Raw genomic sequence first — 17,751 nt, forward strand, 5'->3', positions numbered from 1 at the left:
AGCGAGCTATTTGTTAATCACAACGGACTACGCTCACGTCCCCGTATCGGCGATACAGACGGAAATGACCTCTTCTTCGATCTCGCGACAGATCAATTCATACTCCGAGATCATCGGATGATCCAGAGGGGCGAGACGCCTTTGCCGGTCAAGCATAGAGCTCGCTTCCTCATAGGCTTCGCAGAGGCTTGCCAGGGACTGGTTCTTGGCACAGAGCAATTGCAACTGGCCGCGCAGAGCCGGCAGCCTGAGCATAAGCTTCAGTAGTCCCCGTTGAGAGGCTGCGCTGGGCATGGGTTACCATCCGTTTGAACGACAATCGATGCTCATGCCTTTGCATTCCCCAAGGTGTCAGCGACGACCAGACACCGTTGCGGGCGGGGGCCGGCTCGCCGGTCGGTGCTTGTGGCCAATCCGGCCCTCGCTTACCTCTCCCCTGAGCGAAAAGTGGCACGAACGCCGATTTTCGGAAGTACGTAACAGTAACATTGGCCCGGATTGCCGGCGCCTTGGCAATCTTCGCCTGGAATCCCATGATTCCGGCCGTCAGCAGCCGCACAGGCGGCACACGCGATATCGCGATCGATGTTGAGAGATGTTCCGCGGCGGGAAAGACGAGCAAGAGCACCATCGTCCGCGCGACGATAGTCGACCACGGCCCCGCGCTAAAGTCGCACTTGGCACTCGGCCCTCGCCCCGACATCGATAGCTGAGGCGCACGGCGCCAGCCGTGCAGCCACCTATTTTTCGAAGGCGTAGATCTTGCGCCAGTCGTTCTTCATATCGACCAGAAGCCAGTTTCGCTGCTCGGCCTCGGTCATCGCCTTGTCCAGCTTGCCGACAGGGGATTGCCGATCATAGGCCCATTCGCGCTCCCCGTCCGTATGGTGCACGATCATGCCGAAACGCGGGCCGGAGCCCGCCGTTACCCAACGCAGCATCTCATAGTCGCCATCGGAATTACCGGCGGCGAAGATCGGGCGGCGACCGATAAAGGTGTTGATCCCGACCGGCTTGCCGGCACCGTCGTCGATGAAGTCGATCTTGGGCTCCCGCATCAGCACCGGCGCGTCGCCGTCGAGTTCGTACTTCGTCGTGATGCTGCTGCCGACCACCTGCTCGGGTGGGATCCCATACATCTGTTCGGTCATCGGCCGCATGAATTCGATGCCGCCGCCCGAGACGATATAGGTCTTGAAGCCGTTTGCCCTGAGATAATCGAGCAACTCGCGCATCGGCAGAAAGGTGACCTCGTTATAGGGGCGATCGAAGCGCGGATGCCGGGCGGTTGCAAACCAATCCGTGACCGTTTTCGTGAACGCGTCCGTCGTCATGCCGGCATGGGTCGCCATGACCAACTCGACGATGCCTTTTTCGCCGGCGGCGGCAACGCCTGCCATGTCCCCCTTCAGCAGCGATGCGAAAGGCTCCTTGTCCTTCCATTCGGGGTGCTCGGGCGCCATCGCCTTGACGCGGTCGATGGCGAACATGCCCTGGAAATAGTTCGGCTGCTCGGTCCACAGCGTGCCGTCATTGTCGAAGACGGCGATCCGCTCTGCCGGCGACACGAAATCGGCGCTGCCCTCGCTGGTGACCCGTGTGACGAAATCGACGATCTCGGTTTTCGCCTCGCCATCGTTCCACGAAGGCAGAATGTCGGCCGGCGCATCGGCCGCCACAAGGGCAACAGGTGAGGCGAAGGCCGCAACGAACGCGAGCAGCAGGCCAGCGAGCCTTGCGCGACGCCGCGGTTTGCAAGCCCTTTCGTCCATCACGAACCCCAGACGCATCGCTGTTGCCGTCATCATCCATCCTCCTGGCGGAACGGTTTTCAAGTCCTCCGGCCGGATCAGGGCCGCCGAATGCAACGGAACCCAATATGGGTCGTCGCCGCGTTTTCCTCGTGCGCGTGACGCGCCGCCGGACGATACCGACGGCAATAGTTAGGCGCGCAGAGATGGGATCCGCCTTTCACGACGCGACGGGCGATATGGATCGTCGGCTGCCGCGGATCGAAACTCGCTTCCCGGTCCCCGCCCCGCGGATTGGCGGGTATGCAGCAGCTCTTTTGCGCCGGCGCAGGGTGGCGGGTGGACCAGTAGTCGCTGGTCCATTCCCAGGTATTGCCGATCATGTCGTAGAGGCCGTAGCCATTGGCGGGAAAGCTCGCGACCGGCGAGGTCCGCTCGAAGCCGTCGGGCTTCAGGTTTTCCGTCGGAAATATGCCGTGCCAGGTGTTTGCCATGAAACGTCCCTCGGGCACCAGTTCGTCCCCCCAGGCAAATTCCGCGCCTTCGAGCCCGCCTTTCGCGGCGAACTCCCATTCGGCCTCCGTCGGCAGGTCCTTTCCCGCCCAGGCGGCATAGGCCTTGGCGTCGAGGTAGGAGACCTGCACCACCGGATGGTCGAGTTTGCCGCGGATGTTGCTCTGCCGCCCATAGGGCCGCCGCCAGTCGGCGCCGAACTTGAAGTTCCACCATTGCGACGGACTGTTGCTGGTCACCCGCTTCGGCGGGTCGAAGATCACTGAACCCGCCCGCATCATTTCCGGAAGCGCGCCCGGATAGTCCTTCGGATCGGGCGTCTTCTCCGCCTCGGTCACGTAGCCGGTCGCCTCGACGAAGGCGGCGAACTGCCGGTTGGTAACGGGCGTGACGTCGATCCAGAAGCCGTCAACTTTCACCGGATGGGCCGGCGCTTCCTCCGGATAGTGCTTGTCCGAACCCATGAGAAAGGTCCCGCCCTCGATCCAGATTTGCTCGCGGGCGCTGATCGCCGCCGGCGTTTCGTCGACAAGGGGCATTTTCGGGGACATTTGCATGTGGCTCTGATCTCCCTTGGCACCGTCGGCTAGCACGCGCGCGGACGGTCTGCACACGTTAGCGCCAAATGACCGCTGCCCAAAGTACGTAACCGTTACGCAATCGCCCAAAGCCCTCGGGGCGCAGGCCGCGTGCCACAAGAGGTATCCGCCATCGCCGCTCAGGCCTTCGTTACTGTTACGTTCTTTCCAATTGGCCTGATTTAACAATAAGCTCTCGCGAAAGTTCATGACGACTGATGTTGCCGGCGGGGCAAGGGAGCAGGACTTCATGGGTGCACGCGACGATATCCAACAACTCGGCAAGCGCATCGGCGAAGCGATCATCGGCCAGGAGGGCATGATCGAGCGCTTGCTGCTGGGGCTGCTCAGCAACGGCCATCTGCTGGTCGAGGGCCTGCCCGGACTTGCGAAAACCCGAGCGATCAAGAGCATGGCCAAAAACCTCGATGCGGAGCTTTCGCGCATCCAGTTCACACCCGACCTCTTGCCCGCCGACATCACGGGGTCCGAGATCTATTTTTCCGAGGGCGGCAAGGGCGCGTTCCAGTTCCAGGAAGGGCCGATCTTCGCCAATCTCATCCTCGCCGACGAGGTGAACCGGGCGCCGGCCAAGGTGCAATCGGCGCTGCTCGAGGCGATGGAGGAACGCCAGGTCACGATCGGCGGCAAGAGCCATGTGCTGCCCGATCTCTTTTTGGTCATGGCGACCCAGAACCCGATCGAGCAGGAAGGCACCTATCCGCTTCCCGAAGCGCAACTGGATCGCTTCCTCATGCACATCCAGGTGGATTATCCGGACGCAGCCTCAGAGGCAGACATCATGCGGCTCGTGCGCTCGGAGGAAACCAACGCCAAGTCCAACAATCATGCGACGGAGAAGCTTGCCCAGGACGCGGTCTTTGCCGCACGCAAGGAAATATCGGCGATCACCGTTTCCGAAGCGATCGAGAACTACATCGTCGCGCTGGTGATGGCGACACGTTATCCCGACAAGGTCGACAAGGATCTGGCCAAGTGGCTTCAGGTCGGCGTGAGCCCGCGCGGCGTCATCGGCCTCGATAAGGTTTCGCGGGCGCACGCCTGGTTGAACGGCCGCGATTTCGTCACGCCCGACGATGTGCAGGCGACCGTGCACGATGTCTTTCGCCATCGCCTGGTGCTCTCTTACGAAGCGCATGCCGGCGGCACCACCGCCAACCAGGTGATCGACCGCATCGTCGAGCTCGTCGCGGTCGCCTGAGGATGGAGGTTCGCCGATGGCCATATCCCTGCCGGCCCTCGCCCGCTCACGCGGCATCATAAAGCCCCGCACCGCCGACACCACCGGCGTCTACACCTCGGTGGACGCACTTGTCGGCCTCGAAGCCATGGCCCGCGACCTGACGTTCCTGCGCAAGGCGCCGGTGCGCCGCCTGCTTGCCGGCCGTCACGAATCACGCATGCGCGGCCGCGGACTTTCCTTCGAGGAACTACGCAACTACCTGCCCGGCGACGACATCCGCGCCATCGACTGGCGCGTGACGGCGCGCACCGGCAAGCCGGTCGTCCGCGTTTATGACGAAGAGAAGGACCGGCCGGCCCTCATCCTCGTCGACCAGCGCATCAACATGTTCTTCGGCAGCCGCCGCGCGATGAAGTCGGTCGCCGCGGCGGAAGTGGCAGCGCTCTCCGCCTGGCGCGTGCTGGCCCTTGGCGACCGTGTCGGCGGCTTCGTCTTCGGCGACGAGGAGGTGACCGAAACGCGCCCATACCGCAGCCGCGAAGCGGTGATCCGGCTCGCCGACAGCATCGTTCGCCACAATACCGCACTGCAGGCCGGTTCGCAGGCGCCGCATGGAGCCGAGCAGCTCGACGTCGTGCTGACGACCGTCGCCAACATCGCCCGGCACGATCACCTGATCATCGTCGTCAGCGACTTCGACGGCTACAGCCTCGAAACCCGCGACATGCTTTTGAAGCTTTCGGCCCACAACGATGTGATCTGCGTTCTGATCTACGATCCCTTCCTGCTCGAACTGCCGCGCAAGGGCGATATCGTCTTTAGCGGCGGGCTGCTTCAGGCCGAAGTGCAGTTCGGCCACGGCAATGTGCGCGAGGCGATCGACAGCTTTGCCCGCAAGCGCGGGCGAGCGCTGCGCGCCTGGCAGGAGGAGCTCGGCCTGCCCATGCTGCCGATCTCTGCGGCGGAAGAGGTGGCGCCGCAGCTGCGCACCATGCTCGGCCAGCTCGCCAGCCGGCAGCGGAGGCGATGATGGCGACAGCGGCACCTGCGAAAGATCCGATACTCGACGCCGCCCTTCGGCAGCTCGCGGATATCGCCTTGCCGCAGCCTGTCTCGATGATGCCCCAGACCCCGGCATGGGTGGTGCTCGGCTGCATTGTCCTCCTCATGGCGGCCTTTGCCTGCTGGCGCTGGTACCGGCGCTGGGAGGCCAACAGCTACCGCCGCGAGGCGCTCGCCGACCTCAGAAAGATAGAAGCCGGATTGACCGCCACCGGATCGCGTGGCGAGGCGCTCGCGGCCCTGCCTGTCCTTTTGAAGCGGACCGCGCTCTCGGTCTGGCCACGCGAAGCCATTGCCGGCCTGCACGGCACCGGCTGGACCAAATATCTCGACGCTCATTCCGGCGGCCCCGTCTTTCCGATCGCCTCTGCGCGTTTTTTCGAGGAAGCCGAGTATCGTGGCAGCCAGGCGCTCGCCGCGGTTCCGGAGGCTGAGGCAAAGGCCTACATCGCGGCAGCGCGGCACTGGATCGAGGCGCATCATGTACGTGCTTGACCACGCCTGGGCACTGATCCTTCTGCCGTTGCCCTTCCTTGTCTGGTGGCTGCTTCCGCCATACCGCGAGCAGTCGGCCGCCGTCAGGGTGCCGTTCTTCAAGGACATCACCGCGGCGGCCAATCTCGGTCCGACCGAAGGCTCCGTCGTTCCGAGAACCAATCTCGGCCAGAAGGTGATCGCACCCATCTGCTGGACGCTGATCGTGCTGGCGCTGGCGCGGCCGCAATATGTCGAGCCGCCGATCGAAAAGGTCGAACCGCAGCGCGACCTGATGTTGGCGATCGATCTGTCACAGTCGATGGACACGCGCGACTTTCGCGATCCCGCCGGCAACCTGCAGACCCGCGCCGAAGCGGTGCACGCGGTGGTCGCCGACTTCATCGACCGGCGGCCCAATGACCGGTTGGGCCTGATCGCCTTTGGCGATGCGCCCTATCCGCTGGTACCGTTCACGCTCGACCACAAGACCGTCAAGCTGATGCTGGCCGACAGCCTGCCGGGCATGGCCGGTCCCCGCACCGCCGTCGGCGATGCGATCGGGCTGGCGATCAAAATGTTCGACGCCAGCACCGCGCCGGACAAGGTGATGATCCTCTTGACCGACGGCAACGACACCGCCAGCAAGATGCCGCCCGACAAGGCCGCCGGCATCGCCGCCGAGCGAAAGGTGGTGATCCACACGGTCGGCATCGGCGATCCCAATGCTCAAGGAGAGCAAAAGCTCGACACCGCGGCACTCCAGCAGATCGCCGAAGCGACGAAGGGGCGCTACTTCTTCGGCCAGGATCAGGCCGGTCTGCAGAACATCTACCAATTGCTCGACCAGTTGACGCCGGCAAACCAGAAGACGCTCTCCTGGCGGCCGCGCATCGAGCTGTTCTACTATCCGCTGGGTGCGGCACTCCTGCTGGTGCTCGCCTATCACGCCGTCATGTGGCTCCTATCCTCGCTCGGTGACCGGCGTCAGCGCCGGGAGGCAGCGCCATGATCGCCGATTTTCACTTTCTGCGGCCGCTGTGGCTGCTGGCGCTCGCCGCCGTCCCGCTGCTGATCTACCTCGTCACCCGGCGCGGCGATGTCCGCTCGCAGTGGCAGGACATGATCGCACCGCATCTGCTCGATCACCTGCTGATCGACAAGGGCGGGAAACGGCGCTTCCAGCCGGTGCACGTCACCGCCGCACTGATCGCCGTTGCGGCGATCGCAGCCGCTGGCCCGACCTGGCAGCGTGAACGGCCGCCCTTCGTCGAGGACACCGCACCTCTGGCAATCGCCATCGACCTCAACCCGACGATGAACGCGACCGATGTTTCGCCGACGCGGCTCGAACGCGCCAAATTGAAGGTCCAGGACATTCTCGACAGGAGGAAAGGCTCGCGCACCGCCTTGTTCGCCTATGCCGGCTCCGCCCACATGGTGCTGCCGCTCAGCGACGATGCCGCGCTGGTCAAATCCTACCTCGCCGCGCTGTCGCCGCAGATCATGCCCGTCGAGGGTAAGGACACAGCCAAGGCCCTCCAGGAGGTCGAAAAAGCGCTCGCCAACGAAACGGTGCCTGGCACCATCCTGTTCATGACCGACGGCGTCGAGCGTTCCGCCTTCCCGGCCTTCGGTGGGTATCAGGGGCGCAACTCGCTGATGGTGCTCGGCATCGGCACGGCAGAAGGCGGTCCGGTCAAGACGGCGGACGGCGGGTTCCTGACCGACGCCACCGGCGCGCATGTCAGGGCGAAGCTCGATGTCGACGGCCTCAAGGCGCTGCAGTCCGCATCCAAGGCCGAGGTGGCGTCGGTCACATCCGACGACGCCGACGTCAGCTGGATCATCAGGCGCATCCAGACGAATTTTGCAGCGAAGACGGCCGAAGGGCTGACGCGCTGGTACGATCTCGGCTGGTGGCTGACGATTCCGATCGCCGTCTTCGGCCTCTTCTGGTTCCGACGCGGCTGGACCATACGCTGGGCGGTCTATCTGCTCGCGGCCACTTCGCTCATGGGCAGCGAACGGGTGGAGGCGGCGGACAATCGCTTTATCGACCTCTGGCTCACTCCGGACCAGCAGGGCCGTCGCGCCTTCGAACAGGGCGATTTCCAGGGGGCCTCTGAAACGTTCGCGGATCCCGCCTGGCGCGGCGCAGCGCTCTACCGCGCCGGCCGTTTCCAGGATGCGATCGACACCTTTGCCGAGAGCGATACGGCGGAAAGCTACTACAATCAGGGCAATGCCCTCCTGCACCTCGACAAGGCCGAGGAGGCGATCGCCGCCTACGAGCAGGCGCTAAAGCGCCGCCCCGACTGGACCGACGCCCAAAAGAACCTCGAGATCGCCAAAAAGCGCAAGGCCGACAAGGACAAGCAGGAACAGGACGCACAGCAGGAACAGGCGGGCATTGACCCGGACCAGGTCCAGTTCGACGACAAGGGCAAGAAGGGAACGGAAGCGACCGTTCAGGGCGGACCGCAGACGGCCGACATGTGGATGCGCAACATCCAGGTGTCGCCGGCCGAACTGCTGGCACGAAAATTTGCGATCGAAGCAAAGGAGGCGGCCCCGTGACAGCCCTCGCCGCCCTGCCGCGGCTGATCATCTGGCTCCTCGGCCTGTCGCTTTGGCTTGCAGGCACGGCCTTCGCCGCCGATCCCTTTGCCCGCGCGACGCTCACGACCAAGGCGCCGATTTATGCCGGCCAGCAGATCGAGGTCGACGTCGACGTCTTCGTGCCGAACTACTTCCTTTCGCCGCCGCAGTTTCCTCTGTTCGATCTTCCCGGCACTGTCGTCACCATGCCCGACGAACGCGGCATGAACCTCAACGAGACCGTCAACGGCGAGGCCTTCTCAGGCATCCGCAAAACCTACGCGATCAACCCACAGGCGGCAGGCGACTACGTGCTGCCGCCCGCCATCATTCCGTTCGGCTATGCCGCCGTACCCGGCCAGATGAGCAAGGGTCAGGTGACGTTGCCTTCGCTCAAGTTCACGGTCGAAGCCGTTCCGCAAGGCGCAGGTGGAGAGGCCGGCGTCACCGCCGGAGAAATCACCCTCACCCAGTCTTTCGACCGGGATCCCGCGGGGCTAAAGGCAGGCGATGCCCTGGTGCGGACCATCACCATCCGCGCCGCCGGCCTGGCGCCGATGATGATCCCCGAACCGACCTTCGACGCCCCCGCGGACGTGCAGCTTTACCGGCACGATCCGGTGCTTTCGGAGGAGCGCACGTCACGCGGGGATATCACGGCGGGACTGCGCAAGGACGTGGCAACCTACGTCTTTGCAAAGCCCGGCACCTACGCGCTTCCAGCGATCAGCCTGCCCTGGTTCGACCCGGCGAGCGGATCGATGCAGACGGCCGAGGCGGCCAGAGTGACCGTCAGCGTCAACGCTGCCCCAGCGGCTGCGCCCGCACTCGCCCCGCCTGCGCCGCCGCCCGCTGAGGAACCTTTCGACTGGTTGTGGTGGCTCGGCATCGCGACATCGATCGCCGCTCTCGCGGCGCTTATCCAGCTGGCCGCCAATCTGTTCGGCCGCCTCGAAACCTGGCTGGAAACCGCGCTCGAGCAGAGGGCGCAATCCGAGGCCACGGCATTTCGCCACGTGCTCGACGCCTGTCGGGATCACGACCCCACGCGGCTGGAGACGGCGGTCGACCATTGGTCACGCCGGACTGGCAACACGCCGGTCTCGCGCTGGCTCGACAGCTTCGCCGACCCGGCGACGGCAAACGCTTTTGCCGATTATCGCCGCAGCCGCTATGGCAGCAGCAGCTCCCATCAGGGCGGGCCAGATCTCCTGCGGTTACGCAGCGGTCTGAACGTGGCGAGACAGCGCTGGCTGGCCGAAACCTCCGCTGATAGCGGCGGCCCGACATCGGACTTGCCCGATCTTAATCCCGGTCTGGAGGCCGCGCCGCCAAGGCGCTTCGGAGCCGTCAGCCGGACTTGATTTACCCGCCGTCGCCGGTCTTCGTAACTGTTACGTACTTACCCGCGGACGCCCGCCGGTAGAAGTTGCATCGGTAAATCCGAAACTTTGGCTGCATTCCGAGAGTGTTTGCTTGCTGCCTCAGGGAGACATGAGATGAGTATCGATCTGAAGAACAGGCTTGGCCGGCTCGCCGCGTGTACCATCGGGCATGCCGCGAAACCGAAAGCGCTGGCGCTCGCCGGCGCCGTGCTAATGTCGTCGATTTCCGCCTCCGTGCTGCCGGCCTTCGCGCAGGATGCCGCCAGGCCCAACATCCTCGTCATCTTTGGCGACGATATCGGCCAGACCAATATCAGCGCCTACTCCTTCGGCGTTGTCGGATACAAGACCCCGAACATCGACCGACTCGCTAGAGAAGGCGTGATGTTCACGGATTACTATGCGGAGAATAGCTGTACAGCCGGTCGCTCGACCTTCATCACCGGGCAGTCAGTGCTGCGCACAGGCATGTCCAAGGTCGGCGTGCCCGGCGCTCCGGTCGGACTCCAGGACCGCGACGTGACCATTGCGCAGGCGCTGAAGCCTCTCGGCTACGCCACCGGCCAGTTCGGCAAGAACCACCTTGGCGACCAGGACCGCTTCCTGCCGACGGCACACGGCTTCGATGAGTTTTTCGGCAATCTCTATCACCTCAATGCCGAAGAAGAACCGGAGCGCCCATACTGGCCGAAGGATCCCAATGATCCCTTCGTCAAGGCGGCCACACCTCGCGGCGTGCTGCACTCTTTTGCCGATGGCAAGATTGAGGATACAGGCGCACTGAACTCCAAGCGCATGGAAACGATCGACGACGAGACGACGTCGGCAGCCATCGGCTTCATGGAAAAGCAGGTCAAGGAAGGTAAACCGTTCTTCACCTGGATGAACACCACGCGCATGCACCTCTTCACCCACGTGCGCGATCAGTACAAGGGCCAGAGTGGGATGCCGGGCAACGACTATGCCGACGGCATGGTCGAGCATGACAATGACGTGGGCAAGCTCCTGAAGGCGATCGACGACCTGAAGATCGCCGACAACACCATCGTCATCTACGCGACCGACAATGGTCCCAACCAGTTCTCCTGGCCGGACGCGGCAACCACACCGTTCCGCAGCGAAAAGGACTCGAACTGGGAAGGCGCCTTCCGTGTTCCCGCCATCATTCGCTGGCCGGGCAAGATCAAGCCGGGTGTTTCCAACGAAATGGTCTCCGGCCTCGACTGGTTCCCGACGCTGCTTGCCGCAGCCGGCGACAACGACATCAAGGATCGGCTGTTGAAGGGTACCAAGCTCGGAGACAAGGACTTCAAGGTGCACCTCGACGGCTACAACCAACTTCCCTACCTGCTTGGCGAGCAGCCGAAGGGCGCACGCAACGAGTTCTACTATTTCAACGACGATGCCAAGCTCGTCGGCATGCGCTTTGACAACTGGAAGGCGGTCTTCTGCGAGATGCGCAAGCCCGGTGGCTTCGACGTCTGGCAGGACCCCTTTGTCTGCTTGCGCGTGCCGAAGATGTTCAACCTGCGCATGGACCCCTATGAGAGGGCCGATATCGTCTCCGATCAGTACAACGACTGGAGAACGAAGAATGTCTATCTTGTCGGGATTGCTACCATGAAGGCCGCAACCTTCCTGGAGACCTTCATCGAGTATCCGCCAAGCCAGAAGCCCGCCAGCTTCTCGGTCGACCAGGTGGAAGAAGGCGTGCATGCCAAGATCAATGCTATCCTGGCGAAGACCCCGGCTGCCCAGTAATGCGCGAAGGCGGCGCTGAAGCGCCGCCTTTTCTATCTTGCCTTTCCTAACAATGGCATGACGCGATGACGACGAAGAACAGCCCGCCCATGCGACCGATCGCTCTTGGCGAGACGACTGGAGGCCCGATGACCGGGCAACGGATTCAGGCCTTCCGGCCGGCAATCGCCGCCTTCATGCTCTTCCTCTCCGGCACCGCCGCCCTGGTCTTTCAGGTTCTCTGGATCAAGCAGCTTTCGCTGGTCACCGGCGTCGATGTCTATGCGGTCAGCACCGGGGTCAGCGCCTTCTTCCTCGGCCTTGCGCTCGGCAGTTTTGTCCTTGGCCGTGCCGGCGACCGTTCCCGCCAGCCGCTCCGCCTCTATGCCCTGCTTGAAACCGGGGTCGCCATGCTCGGCGCCGGCGTCACCTTCATCCTTTCCAGAATCGCGCCGGTCTTCGTCGCGATTGAGGGCACCAGCCCGATGGCCGCCTGGGCCCTGCTGGTCCTGATCGTGGCAACGCCAGCCTTCCTGATGGGCGGCACCCTGCCGGTCCTGCTGCGGGCGCTAAACGCCGCAGCAGGCAGCGTCGCCGCAAAGGGCGGCAGGCTCTATGCCGCCAATACGCTCGGCGCGATCGCCGGGTGCCTGGCGGTCTCTTTCGTCCTTATTCCCACCCTCGGCGTTCAGGCGACAGGGCTTGCGGCAGCAGGGCTCGGCCTTGTCGCCGCAGCGATCGCGCTTTCCCTGAATGTGCCTATCGCCCGGGAACCTGTTCAAGGGACACTCCCTGGGGAAACGCGTAGCGCTAACGGTTCGCGGCTGGCGCTTGTCCTCTATGCCATCGCCGGCGGTATCGCCCTTGGCTATGAAGTGGCCTGGTCGCAGGCGATCGTGCAGTTCATCTCCACCCGCTCCTTCGCCTTTTCCGTGGTGCTTGCCACCTATCTTTCTGGCCTTGCCCTCGGCGCCGCCCTTTTTGCGCGCCGGAGCGAGCGCCTGTCCGACCCCTGGGGCGCCTTCGGCTTGTTGATCACGCTCGCCGGCCTGGTCGCGCTGGCCGAGCTTGCGCTGCTTGGCCCCTGGCTGACGGCGCTGCAGACCAGCGCTGAGGCCGCCGTCGCCGACGTCACCGGTAGCATCTTTGCCGGCATGTGCGCGCGCTTCCTGGTTGCCGCGCTGACGATCGTCTTTATCCCGACGCTGATCCTCGGCGCCGCCTTCCCGGTCGCCCTCAGGCTCGCCGTCGACCCTGAACACGCCGGCCGCGACACCGGCCGGGTTCTTGCCTTGAACACGCTCGGCGGCATTTTCGGCACGCTTCTGACCGGCTTTGTGCTGATCCCGTCTCTCGGTATCGTCAGAAGTTTTTCCGTCCTCGCCATTGCCGCAGCAGCAATCGGGCTCGTCGCCGTCAGTCGCGGACAGGGCGGCTGGATGGGCCGGCGGCTACTCGCACCGGCTCTCGGCACCCTCACCGTGTTGATCGCCGTCATCGTGCCGTCGGATCGGCTGGCGAGCCTGCTCAACCTTTCGCGCGGCAATGGCACGATCGTTTCCTATGAAGAGGGTCTCGGCGCCACCGTCGCCGTCATCGAACAGGGGCAGCCCGACCGCCGTTTCCGCCGCCTTTACATCCAGGGCGTTTCCAACACCGGCGATGCCATGCCGTCGCTGCGCTACATGCGGCTGCAGGCGCTGCTGCCGCTCGTCATCCACAAGGGCGAACCGAAATCGGCTCTGGTCATCGGTCTCGGTACCGGCATCACCGCCGGGTCGCTTCTCGCCTATCCCGGCCTCGACCGGCGCGTTGCCGCCGAACTCCTGCCCTCGGTCGCCCGCGCCTCGGCGCTCTTTGCCGGCAACTTCAATGCGGCTGGCGATAGCCGTCTCGACGTGCGCGTAGCCGACGGCCGGCGCGAACTGATGCGGAGCCAATCCCGCTACGATCTGATCACGCTCGAACCGCCGCCGCCCTCGGCCGCCAGCGTGGTCAACCTCTACTCGTCCGACTTCTATCGCCTGGCGCGTGAGCGCCTCGCGCCGAACGGGCTTGTCGCCCAATGGCTGCCGATCGCCACTCAGAACGACGAGGACACCCGCGCGCTCGTGCGCAGCTTCCTCGACAGTTTCCCGCATGCGACACTCTGGTCGACCGAACTGCACGAGATGCTGCTCATTGGCTCCGTCGAGCCGCAGGAGCTTGACGCTTCCCGCATTGCCGCCCGGCTCGCCGACCCGACGCTTGCAGCAGCGCTTCGCGACGTCGGCATTTCCGGACCGGCCGACCTGCTCGCGACCTGGATGTCCGATCGCACCGGGTTGGAGCGCTATGCCGGTTCGGCCCTGCCGGTCACCGACGACCAACCGCGGATCGAATATGCAAGCTGGGTTCGCCCCGACGAGTTGCAGCGCACGCTGCCGGCCCTGGTTGCCCTCCGCAGCAAGGCTCCGCTTCTCGGCGCGGACCCGGCGTTCGACAAATCCGTGACGGATGCCCACAACCGGCTGATGCTGTTCTACCAGGCCTCGCTGAATGCCTATGCCGGCTACCGCGACGAGTGGGCGCGCGACATGGAATTGCTGATGCGCGTAGAGCCGACCAATCCCTATTACCGCTGGTTCGTTTCAAGCAGCGAGCGCTGACGGCACAGCGCCGATTCCGGGCGCTACACCACGCGGCTATGCATATTCCCCAAAAAGCGGGAATGATTCCTGCGCGGTCGGAGATTGGCGCAAAATATTTGCACAGCATTCGATCGTTCCGGTACGGATTTGCAACACGGAAGCATCGACAGCGTAGTAAACTGCCCCTGTTCTTCTGCCCTTAGGCAGACAGGGAGGCATTGCATGGAAAAGACGGACAATCAAAACGCCGACTCGCGCGTCGCGATGGATGGCGAGATCGGAATTCTCGCGCGCCGCCGCATCGAGGCCGGCATCATCGCGCCAATCTATGAGGCGATGCGCGAGGAGATCGGCGAGGAGCGCGCCCAGGCGATCCTCGACAAGGCGATCACCAAGGCCGCGATCGAGGCGGGCCGGACCTTTGCCGCCAAGACACCCGGCGGCACCAACCTGCGCACCTTCCAGGAACTTCAGGATCTCTGGACCCAGGACGACGCGCTGGTCATCGAGGTCACCAAGGCGACGGACGAGGAATTCCACTACAACGTCAAGCGCTGTCGCTACGCCGAGACCTATCGCGAGATGGGCCTCGGCCATATCGGACACCTGCTGTCCTGCAACCGCGACGGCGTCTTCTGCACCGGCTACGACCCGCGCATCACGCTGGAGCGCACCCAGACTGTAATGCAGGGCGCCTCCCATTGCGATTTCCGCTATCGGCTCAACAAGGACGCGCCGGAGCAGCAGAAATGAGCGCCGAAGCCATGCGCAGCGAAACCAGCCGCATCAACACGCCGGCGACAAGCGGCGACCGGCTGTGGGCCGACATCGTCTCGACCGCGCGCTTCGGTGCTGCGGACAAGGGCGGGGTCACGCGGCTGACATTGACCGAGGAGGATCGTGAAGTCCGCGACTGGTATGTCGCGGAATGCCGCGCGCTCGGCTGCACGGTCGAGATTGACCCCATCGGCAACATCTTTGCGACCTATGCCGGCGAGGACATGTCGCTGCCGGCGATCGCCGTCGGCAGCCATCTCGATACCCAGCCGCAGGGCGGCCGCTTCGACGGCATCCTCGGCGTGCTCGCCGGTGTCGAAATCCTGCGCACCCTCAAGGAAGGCGCCACCCGGCTTCGCCATCCGCTCGTGGTCGTCAACTGGACGAACGAGGAAGGCTCCCGCTTCTCGCCGGCAATGCTGGGCTCCGGCGTCTTTGCCGGCGCGCTGGCGCTCGATGACGCCCAGGCGCGCACCGACCGCGAAGGTATCACGGTCGGTGCGGCGCTCGATGCGATCGGCTATCGCGGCGAGGCCAAGATCGATCCAGCTTCCTTTGCCGCCTATGTCGAGCTCCATATCGAGCAGGGGCCGCTGCTCGAAGCGTCGGCGACCGAGGTCGGTGTCGTCACGGGCATCCAAGGGCTGCGCTGGTTCGATGTCACTATCACGGGCACGGAGGCGCATGCGGGCAGCACGCCGATGGCGCAGCGCGACGATGCACTTGTTGCGGCGGCCGAGATCGTCCTTGCCGTCCGCGACATCGCCCGTCAAAACCCGCCGGGTGTGGGCACCGTCGGCTTCGTCGAGGTGGGGCCGAATTCGCGCAATGTCGTGCCCGGTTCCGTTCGGCTCCAGATCGACATGCGCCATCCTTCCGAGACGGGGCTCAATCAGATGCAAGCGGCCCTTGAAGAGGCTGTCCGCAAGACTGGGCCAGGTGTCGCCTTGAACCACATCTGGTCGAAGGCGCCTGTCGTTTTCGATCCCGTAATCATCGACGCCGTGCGCGCCAGCACGGAAGCGCTCGGCTATTCGGCGACCGACATGGTCTCCGGCGCCGGGCATGATGCCGCCCATATCGCGACAATCACCCCGACTGCCATGATCTTTGTGCCATCCAAGGACGGGCTCTCGCACAACGAGGCGGAATATACCGCGCCCGAGGAATGCGCCCGCGGCGCAGAAGTGCTGTTCCAGACCATTCTGGAAATCGACCGCCGCTAATCATCAAGACAAAACACCCACGGCAGGATATCTGCCGTGGGTGTTTCATTCTCTTGCCCGACGCGGGCCTTAGCCGCGCTGCGAGTCGAGCTGTTCCTGATCCTTCTCGACCTGCTGGGCCTTGAGGTAGCTTTCGATCAGCAGCTGATATTCCGGGAAAATCTTGGTGTAGATCTCGGCCCACTGCTGGGCGTCGTCGCGGTGCCATGTGCGCTGCAGTTCGGAGGCGACCGCTGCCGTATCCATCGGCACCACGCCGGCCTGAACGACACGGGCAAGGGTGATCTCCTCAGCCATCTTCGAATAGGTGCCCGAAGCGTCGACGACCACGAAGACCTTGTAGCCGTCATGCACGGCGCTGATCGCCGGGAAGGCCATGCAGACGCTGGTGATCGTGCCGGCGATGATCAGGGTCTTGCGGCCGGTTTCCTTGACGGCGGCGACGAAGTCCGGATTGTCCCAGGCGTTGATCTCGCCGCGGCGGGCGACATACTTGGCATGCGGGGCATTGGCATGGATTTCCGGGATCAACGGGCCGTTCGGGCCCTGCGGCACGGAGGCCGTGGTGATGACCGGCATTTTCGTCAGCGTCGCCATGCTGGCAAGCGCTGCCGCATGGGCCCGAAGCTTCGGCATCGGCATGTCGTTGACGGTCTGGAACAGGCCGCTCTGGTGGTCGATCAAAAGCATCACCGCATCATCGGGATCGATAACCGGGCGCTGTCCGTTGAAGTTTGCAGGTGTCATGGTCTTGCTCCTTGCTGGCTTGATTGCATGGCTGCATTCGGGAAGCAGGCATGCGTTCGGGTTCCCCGAAGCGCATGCGCTTCGGCGTTGGGATTGAGGGGCGGTACCGCCCGGTCTCCTGTTCAGTCGTGGTTCATTCCGTGTTCGCGATGCGGTCTCGCGCGGCTAAACGCTCGCGATCTTGCCGAATCGACCGGACTGGAAGTCCGTCATCGCCTGCCTGATTTCCTGTTCGGTGTTCATGACGAAGGGGCCGTACATGGCGACCGGTTCGTCGATCGGCTCGCCGGTCAAGATGAGCGCCGTCGCATCCGAATTGGCGTCCAGCGTAATGCCGCCACCGTCGCGGCCGAAGAGAACGAATTGCGCCTCTCCGACAAGATCGCTACCGTTGACGAGCACATTACCGCGCAGGACCGCCAGTCCGAGCGAATGGCCCTCGGGCAGATCGAGGCTGAGCGAGCCTCGCTGCTTCAGGCGCAGGTCCCAGAGGTTGACGGGCGTGAAGGTGCGCGCCGGCCCTTGCGTTCCGGCGTAGCTTCCGGCGATCACCCTGAGCGATCCCGCACCATCCGGCAGGCTGACCGTCGGAATGTCGCGGTCGAGCAGCGTCTGGTAGCCGGGATCGACACTCTTGTGGGCGGCCGGCAGGTTGACCCAGAGCTGCACCATTTCGAGCGTGCCGCCTTCGCGTGTGAAGCGCTCCGAATGGAACTCCTCATGCAGGATACCACCCGCAGCCGTCATCCATTGCACGTCACCCGGACCGATATGGCCGCCATTGCCGGCGGAGTCGCGATGGTCGACCTCGCCCTGGTAGACGATCGTCACCGTCTCGAAGCCGCGGTGCGGATGCACACCGACGCCGCGCGGCGTGACACCAGGGGCAAAATTCATCGGCCCAGCATAGTCGAGCAGAAGGAACGGGCTCACATGATCGCCGGCGCGGTCACGCGCCAGCAGCGAACGGACCGGGAAGCCATCGCCAACCCAATGCGGATGCGCATTCCCGAAGATGCCGAGTATCTTTCTCATGGCTGTTTCTCCTTGGTCTCGCCATGTC

The 17,751-nt window shown here is 64.1% G+C and carries 15 protein-coding genes; 10 read left to right on the forward strand and 5 right to left on the reverse strand.

Annotated features, from left to right (window positions below; translation table 11 throughout):
- Positions 1 to 33: 33 nt before the first annotated feature.
- From IB263_RS26955 to IB263_RS26965, 3 genes are all read right to left on the reverse strand, one after another.
- On the reverse strand, positions 34 to 294 hold the full coding sequence (locus IB263_RS26955) for a hypothetical protein (RefSeq protein ID WP_060521795.1): 261 nt from the start codon (positions 292 to 294) through the stop codon (positions 34 to 36).
- Between the two features lie 446 nt (positions 295 to 740).
- A complete protein-coding gene (locus IB263_RS26960; protein ID WP_082584670.1) occupies positions 741 to 1,772 on the reverse strand; it encodes an HAD family phosphatase in 1,032 nt (343 codons plus the stop codon).
- A 77-nt stretch (positions 1,773 to 1,849) separates the two neighbouring features.
- A complete protein-coding gene (locus IB263_RS26965) occupies positions 1,850 to 2,815 on the reverse strand; it encodes a formylglycine-generating enzyme family protein (protein ID WP_082566554.1) in 966 nt (321 codons plus the stop codon).
- Between the two features lie 277 nt (positions 2,816 to 3,092).
- On the opposite strand from IB263_RS26965, the gene IB263_RS26970 reads away from it, so the two are divergent.
- The 10 genes from IB263_RS26970 to IB263_RS27015 all read left to right on the forward strand — a co-directional run bounded on the left by IB263_RS26970 (position 3,093) and on the right by IB263_RS27015 (position 15,941).
- Complete coding sequence (locus IB263_RS26970; protein ID WP_060521798.1) at positions 3,093 to 4,064, forward strand: MoxR family ATPase; 972 nt, start codon at positions 3,093 to 3,095, stop codon at positions 4,062 to 4,064.
- 16 nt (positions 4,065 to 4,080) lie between these two features.
- Positions 4,081 to 5,076 carry a DUF58 domain-containing protein gene (locus tag IB263_RS26975; protein WP_082566555.1) on the forward strand — a complete coding sequence of 332 codons (996 nt, stop codon included), beginning with the start codon at positions 4,081 to 4,083 and terminating at the stop codon, positions 5,074 to 5,076.
- Positions 5,076 to 5,603, forward strand: coding sequence for a DUF4381 domain-containing protein (locus IB263_RS26980; RefSeq protein WP_060521799.1), 528 nt, complete (start codon positions 5,076 to 5,078; stop codon positions 5,601 to 5,603). Before IB263_RS26975 ends, IB263_RS26980 begins: the two co-directional genes overlap by 1 nt.
- The gene (locus tag IB263_RS26985) at positions 5,590 to 6,594 is read left to right on the forward strand and encodes a VWA domain-containing protein (RefSeq protein WP_034799141.1); all 1,005 of its coding nucleotides are present in this window, start codon (positions 5,590 to 5,592) and stop codon (positions 6,592 to 6,594) included. The genes IB263_RS26980 and IB263_RS26985 overlap by 14 nt, the downstream gene beginning before the upstream one ends.
- On the forward strand, positions 6,591 to 8,162 hold the full coding sequence (locus IB263_RS26990) for a VWA domain-containing protein (RefSeq protein ID WP_060644290.1): 1,572 nt from the start codon (positions 6,591 to 6,593) through the stop codon (positions 8,160 to 8,162). Before IB263_RS26985 ends, IB263_RS26990 begins: the two co-directional genes overlap by 4 nt.
- On the forward strand, positions 8,159 to 9,547 hold the full coding sequence (locus IB263_RS26995) for a BatD family protein (protein ID WP_060601595.1): 1,389 nt from the start codon (positions 8,159 to 8,161) through the stop codon (positions 9,545 to 9,547). The genes IB263_RS26990 and IB263_RS26995 overlap by 4 nt, the downstream gene beginning before the upstream one ends.
- Positions 9,548 to 9,682: 135 nt before the next feature.
- Positions 9,683 to 11,329 (forward strand): arylsulfatase, encoded by a 1,647-nt coding sequence (locus tag IB263_RS27000; protein ID WP_082566557.1) that lies wholly within the window; start codon positions 9,683 to 9,685, stop codon positions 11,327 to 11,329.
- A 128-nt stretch (positions 11,330 to 11,457) separates the two neighbouring features.
- The gene (locus IB263_RS27005) at positions 11,458 to 13,956 is read left to right on the forward strand and encodes a spermidine synthase (protein WP_060521839.1); all 2,499 of its coding nucleotides are present in this window, start codon (positions 11,458 to 11,460) and stop codon (positions 13,954 to 13,956) included.
- A gap of 204 nt (positions 13,957 to 14,160) precedes the next feature.
- Entirely contained in the window at positions 14,161 to 14,691 is a 531-nt protein-coding gene (locus tag IB263_RS27010; RefSeq protein WP_034799136.1) for an L-2-amino-thiazoline-4-carboxylic acid hydrolase, read from the forward strand.
- Positions 14,688 to 15,941 carry a Zn-dependent hydrolase gene (locus IB263_RS27015; protein WP_244495271.1) on the forward strand — a complete coding sequence of 418 codons (1,254 nt, stop codon included), beginning with the start codon at positions 14,688 to 14,690 and terminating at the stop codon, positions 15,939 to 15,941. The genes IB263_RS27010 and IB263_RS27015 overlap by 4 nt, the downstream gene beginning before the upstream one ends.
- 69 nt (positions 15,942 to 16,010) lie before the next feature.
- Here IB263_RS27015 and IB263_RS27020 read toward each other — a convergent pair whose 3' ends face one another.
- Together IB263_RS27020 and IB263_RS27025 are read right to left on the reverse strand one after the other, a co-directional pair.
- Positions 16,011 to 16,688, reverse strand: coding sequence for an isochorismatase family protein (locus IB263_RS27020; protein WP_034799134.1), 678 nt, complete (start codon positions 16,686 to 16,688; stop codon positions 16,011 to 16,013).
- A 165-nt stretch (positions 16,689 to 16,853) separates the two neighbouring features.
- Positions 16,854 to 17,723, reverse strand: a complete 870-nt coding sequence (locus tag IB263_RS27025; RefSeq protein ID WP_060521803.1) for a pirin family protein — start codon at positions 17,721 to 17,723, stop codon at positions 16,854 to 16,856.
- Between the last annotated feature and the right edge of the window lie 28 nt (positions 17,724 to 17,751).

It is taken from the genome of Ensifer sp. ENS03 (genome assembly GCF_014852035.1).
GTDB lineage: Bacteria > Pseudomonadota > Alphaproteobacteria > Rhizobiales > Rhizobiaceae > Ensifer > Ensifer adhaerens.

Coding starts and splice junctions, on each gene's coding strand:
- IB263_RS27005 (WP_060521839.1), top strand. CDS start 11,458: ATGACCGGGCAACGGATTCAGGCCTTCCGGCCGGCAATCGCCGCCTTC.
- IB263_RS26985 (WP_034799141.1), top strand. CDS start 5,590: ATGTACGTGCTTGACCACGCCTGGGCACTGATCCTTCTGCCGTTGCCC.
- IB263_RS26990 (WP_060644290.1), top strand. CDS start 6,591: ATGATCGCCGATTTTCACTTTCTGCGGCCGCTGTGGCTGCTGGCGCTC.
- IB263_RS27000 (WP_082566557.1), top strand. CDS start 9,683: ATGAGTATCGATCTGAAGAACAGGCTTGGCCGGCTCGCCGCGTGTACC.
- IB263_RS26970 (WP_060521798.1), top strand. CDS start 3,093: ATGGGTGCACGCGACGATATCCAACAACTCGGCAAGCGCATCGGCGAA.
- IB263_RS26965 (WP_082566554.1), bottom strand. CDS start 2,815: ATGTCCCCGAAAATGCCCCTTGTCGACGAAACGCCGGCGGCGATCAGC.
- IB263_RS27020 (WP_034799134.1), bottom strand. CDS start 16,688: ATGACACCTGCAAACTTCAACGGACAGCGCCCGGTTATCGATCCCGAT.
- IB263_RS26975 (WP_082566555.1), top strand. CDS start 4,081: ATGGCCATATCCCTGCCGGCCCTCGCCCGCTCACGCGGCATCATAAAG.
- IB263_RS26960 (WP_082584670.1), bottom strand. CDS start 1,772: ATGGACGAAAGGGCTTGCAAACCGCGGCGTCGCGCAAGGCTCGCTGGC.
- IB263_RS26955 (WP_060521795.1), bottom strand. CDS start 294: ATGCCCAGCGCAGCCTCTCAACGGGGACTACTGAAGCTTATGCTCAGG.
- IB263_RS27015 (WP_244495271.1), top strand. CDS start 14,688: ATGAGCGCCGAAGCCATGCGCAGCGAAACCAGCCGCATCAACACGCCG.
- IB263_RS27025 (WP_060521803.1), bottom strand. CDS start 17,723: ATGAGAAAGATACTCGGCATCTTCGGGAATGCGCATCCGCATTGGGTT.
- IB263_RS26980 (WP_060521799.1), top strand. CDS start 5,076: ATGGCGACAGCGGCACCTGCGAAAGATCCGATACTCGACGCCGCCCTT.
- IB263_RS27010 (WP_034799136.1), top strand. CDS start 14,161: ATGGAAAAGACGGACAATCAAAACGCCGACTCGCGCGTCGCGATGGAT.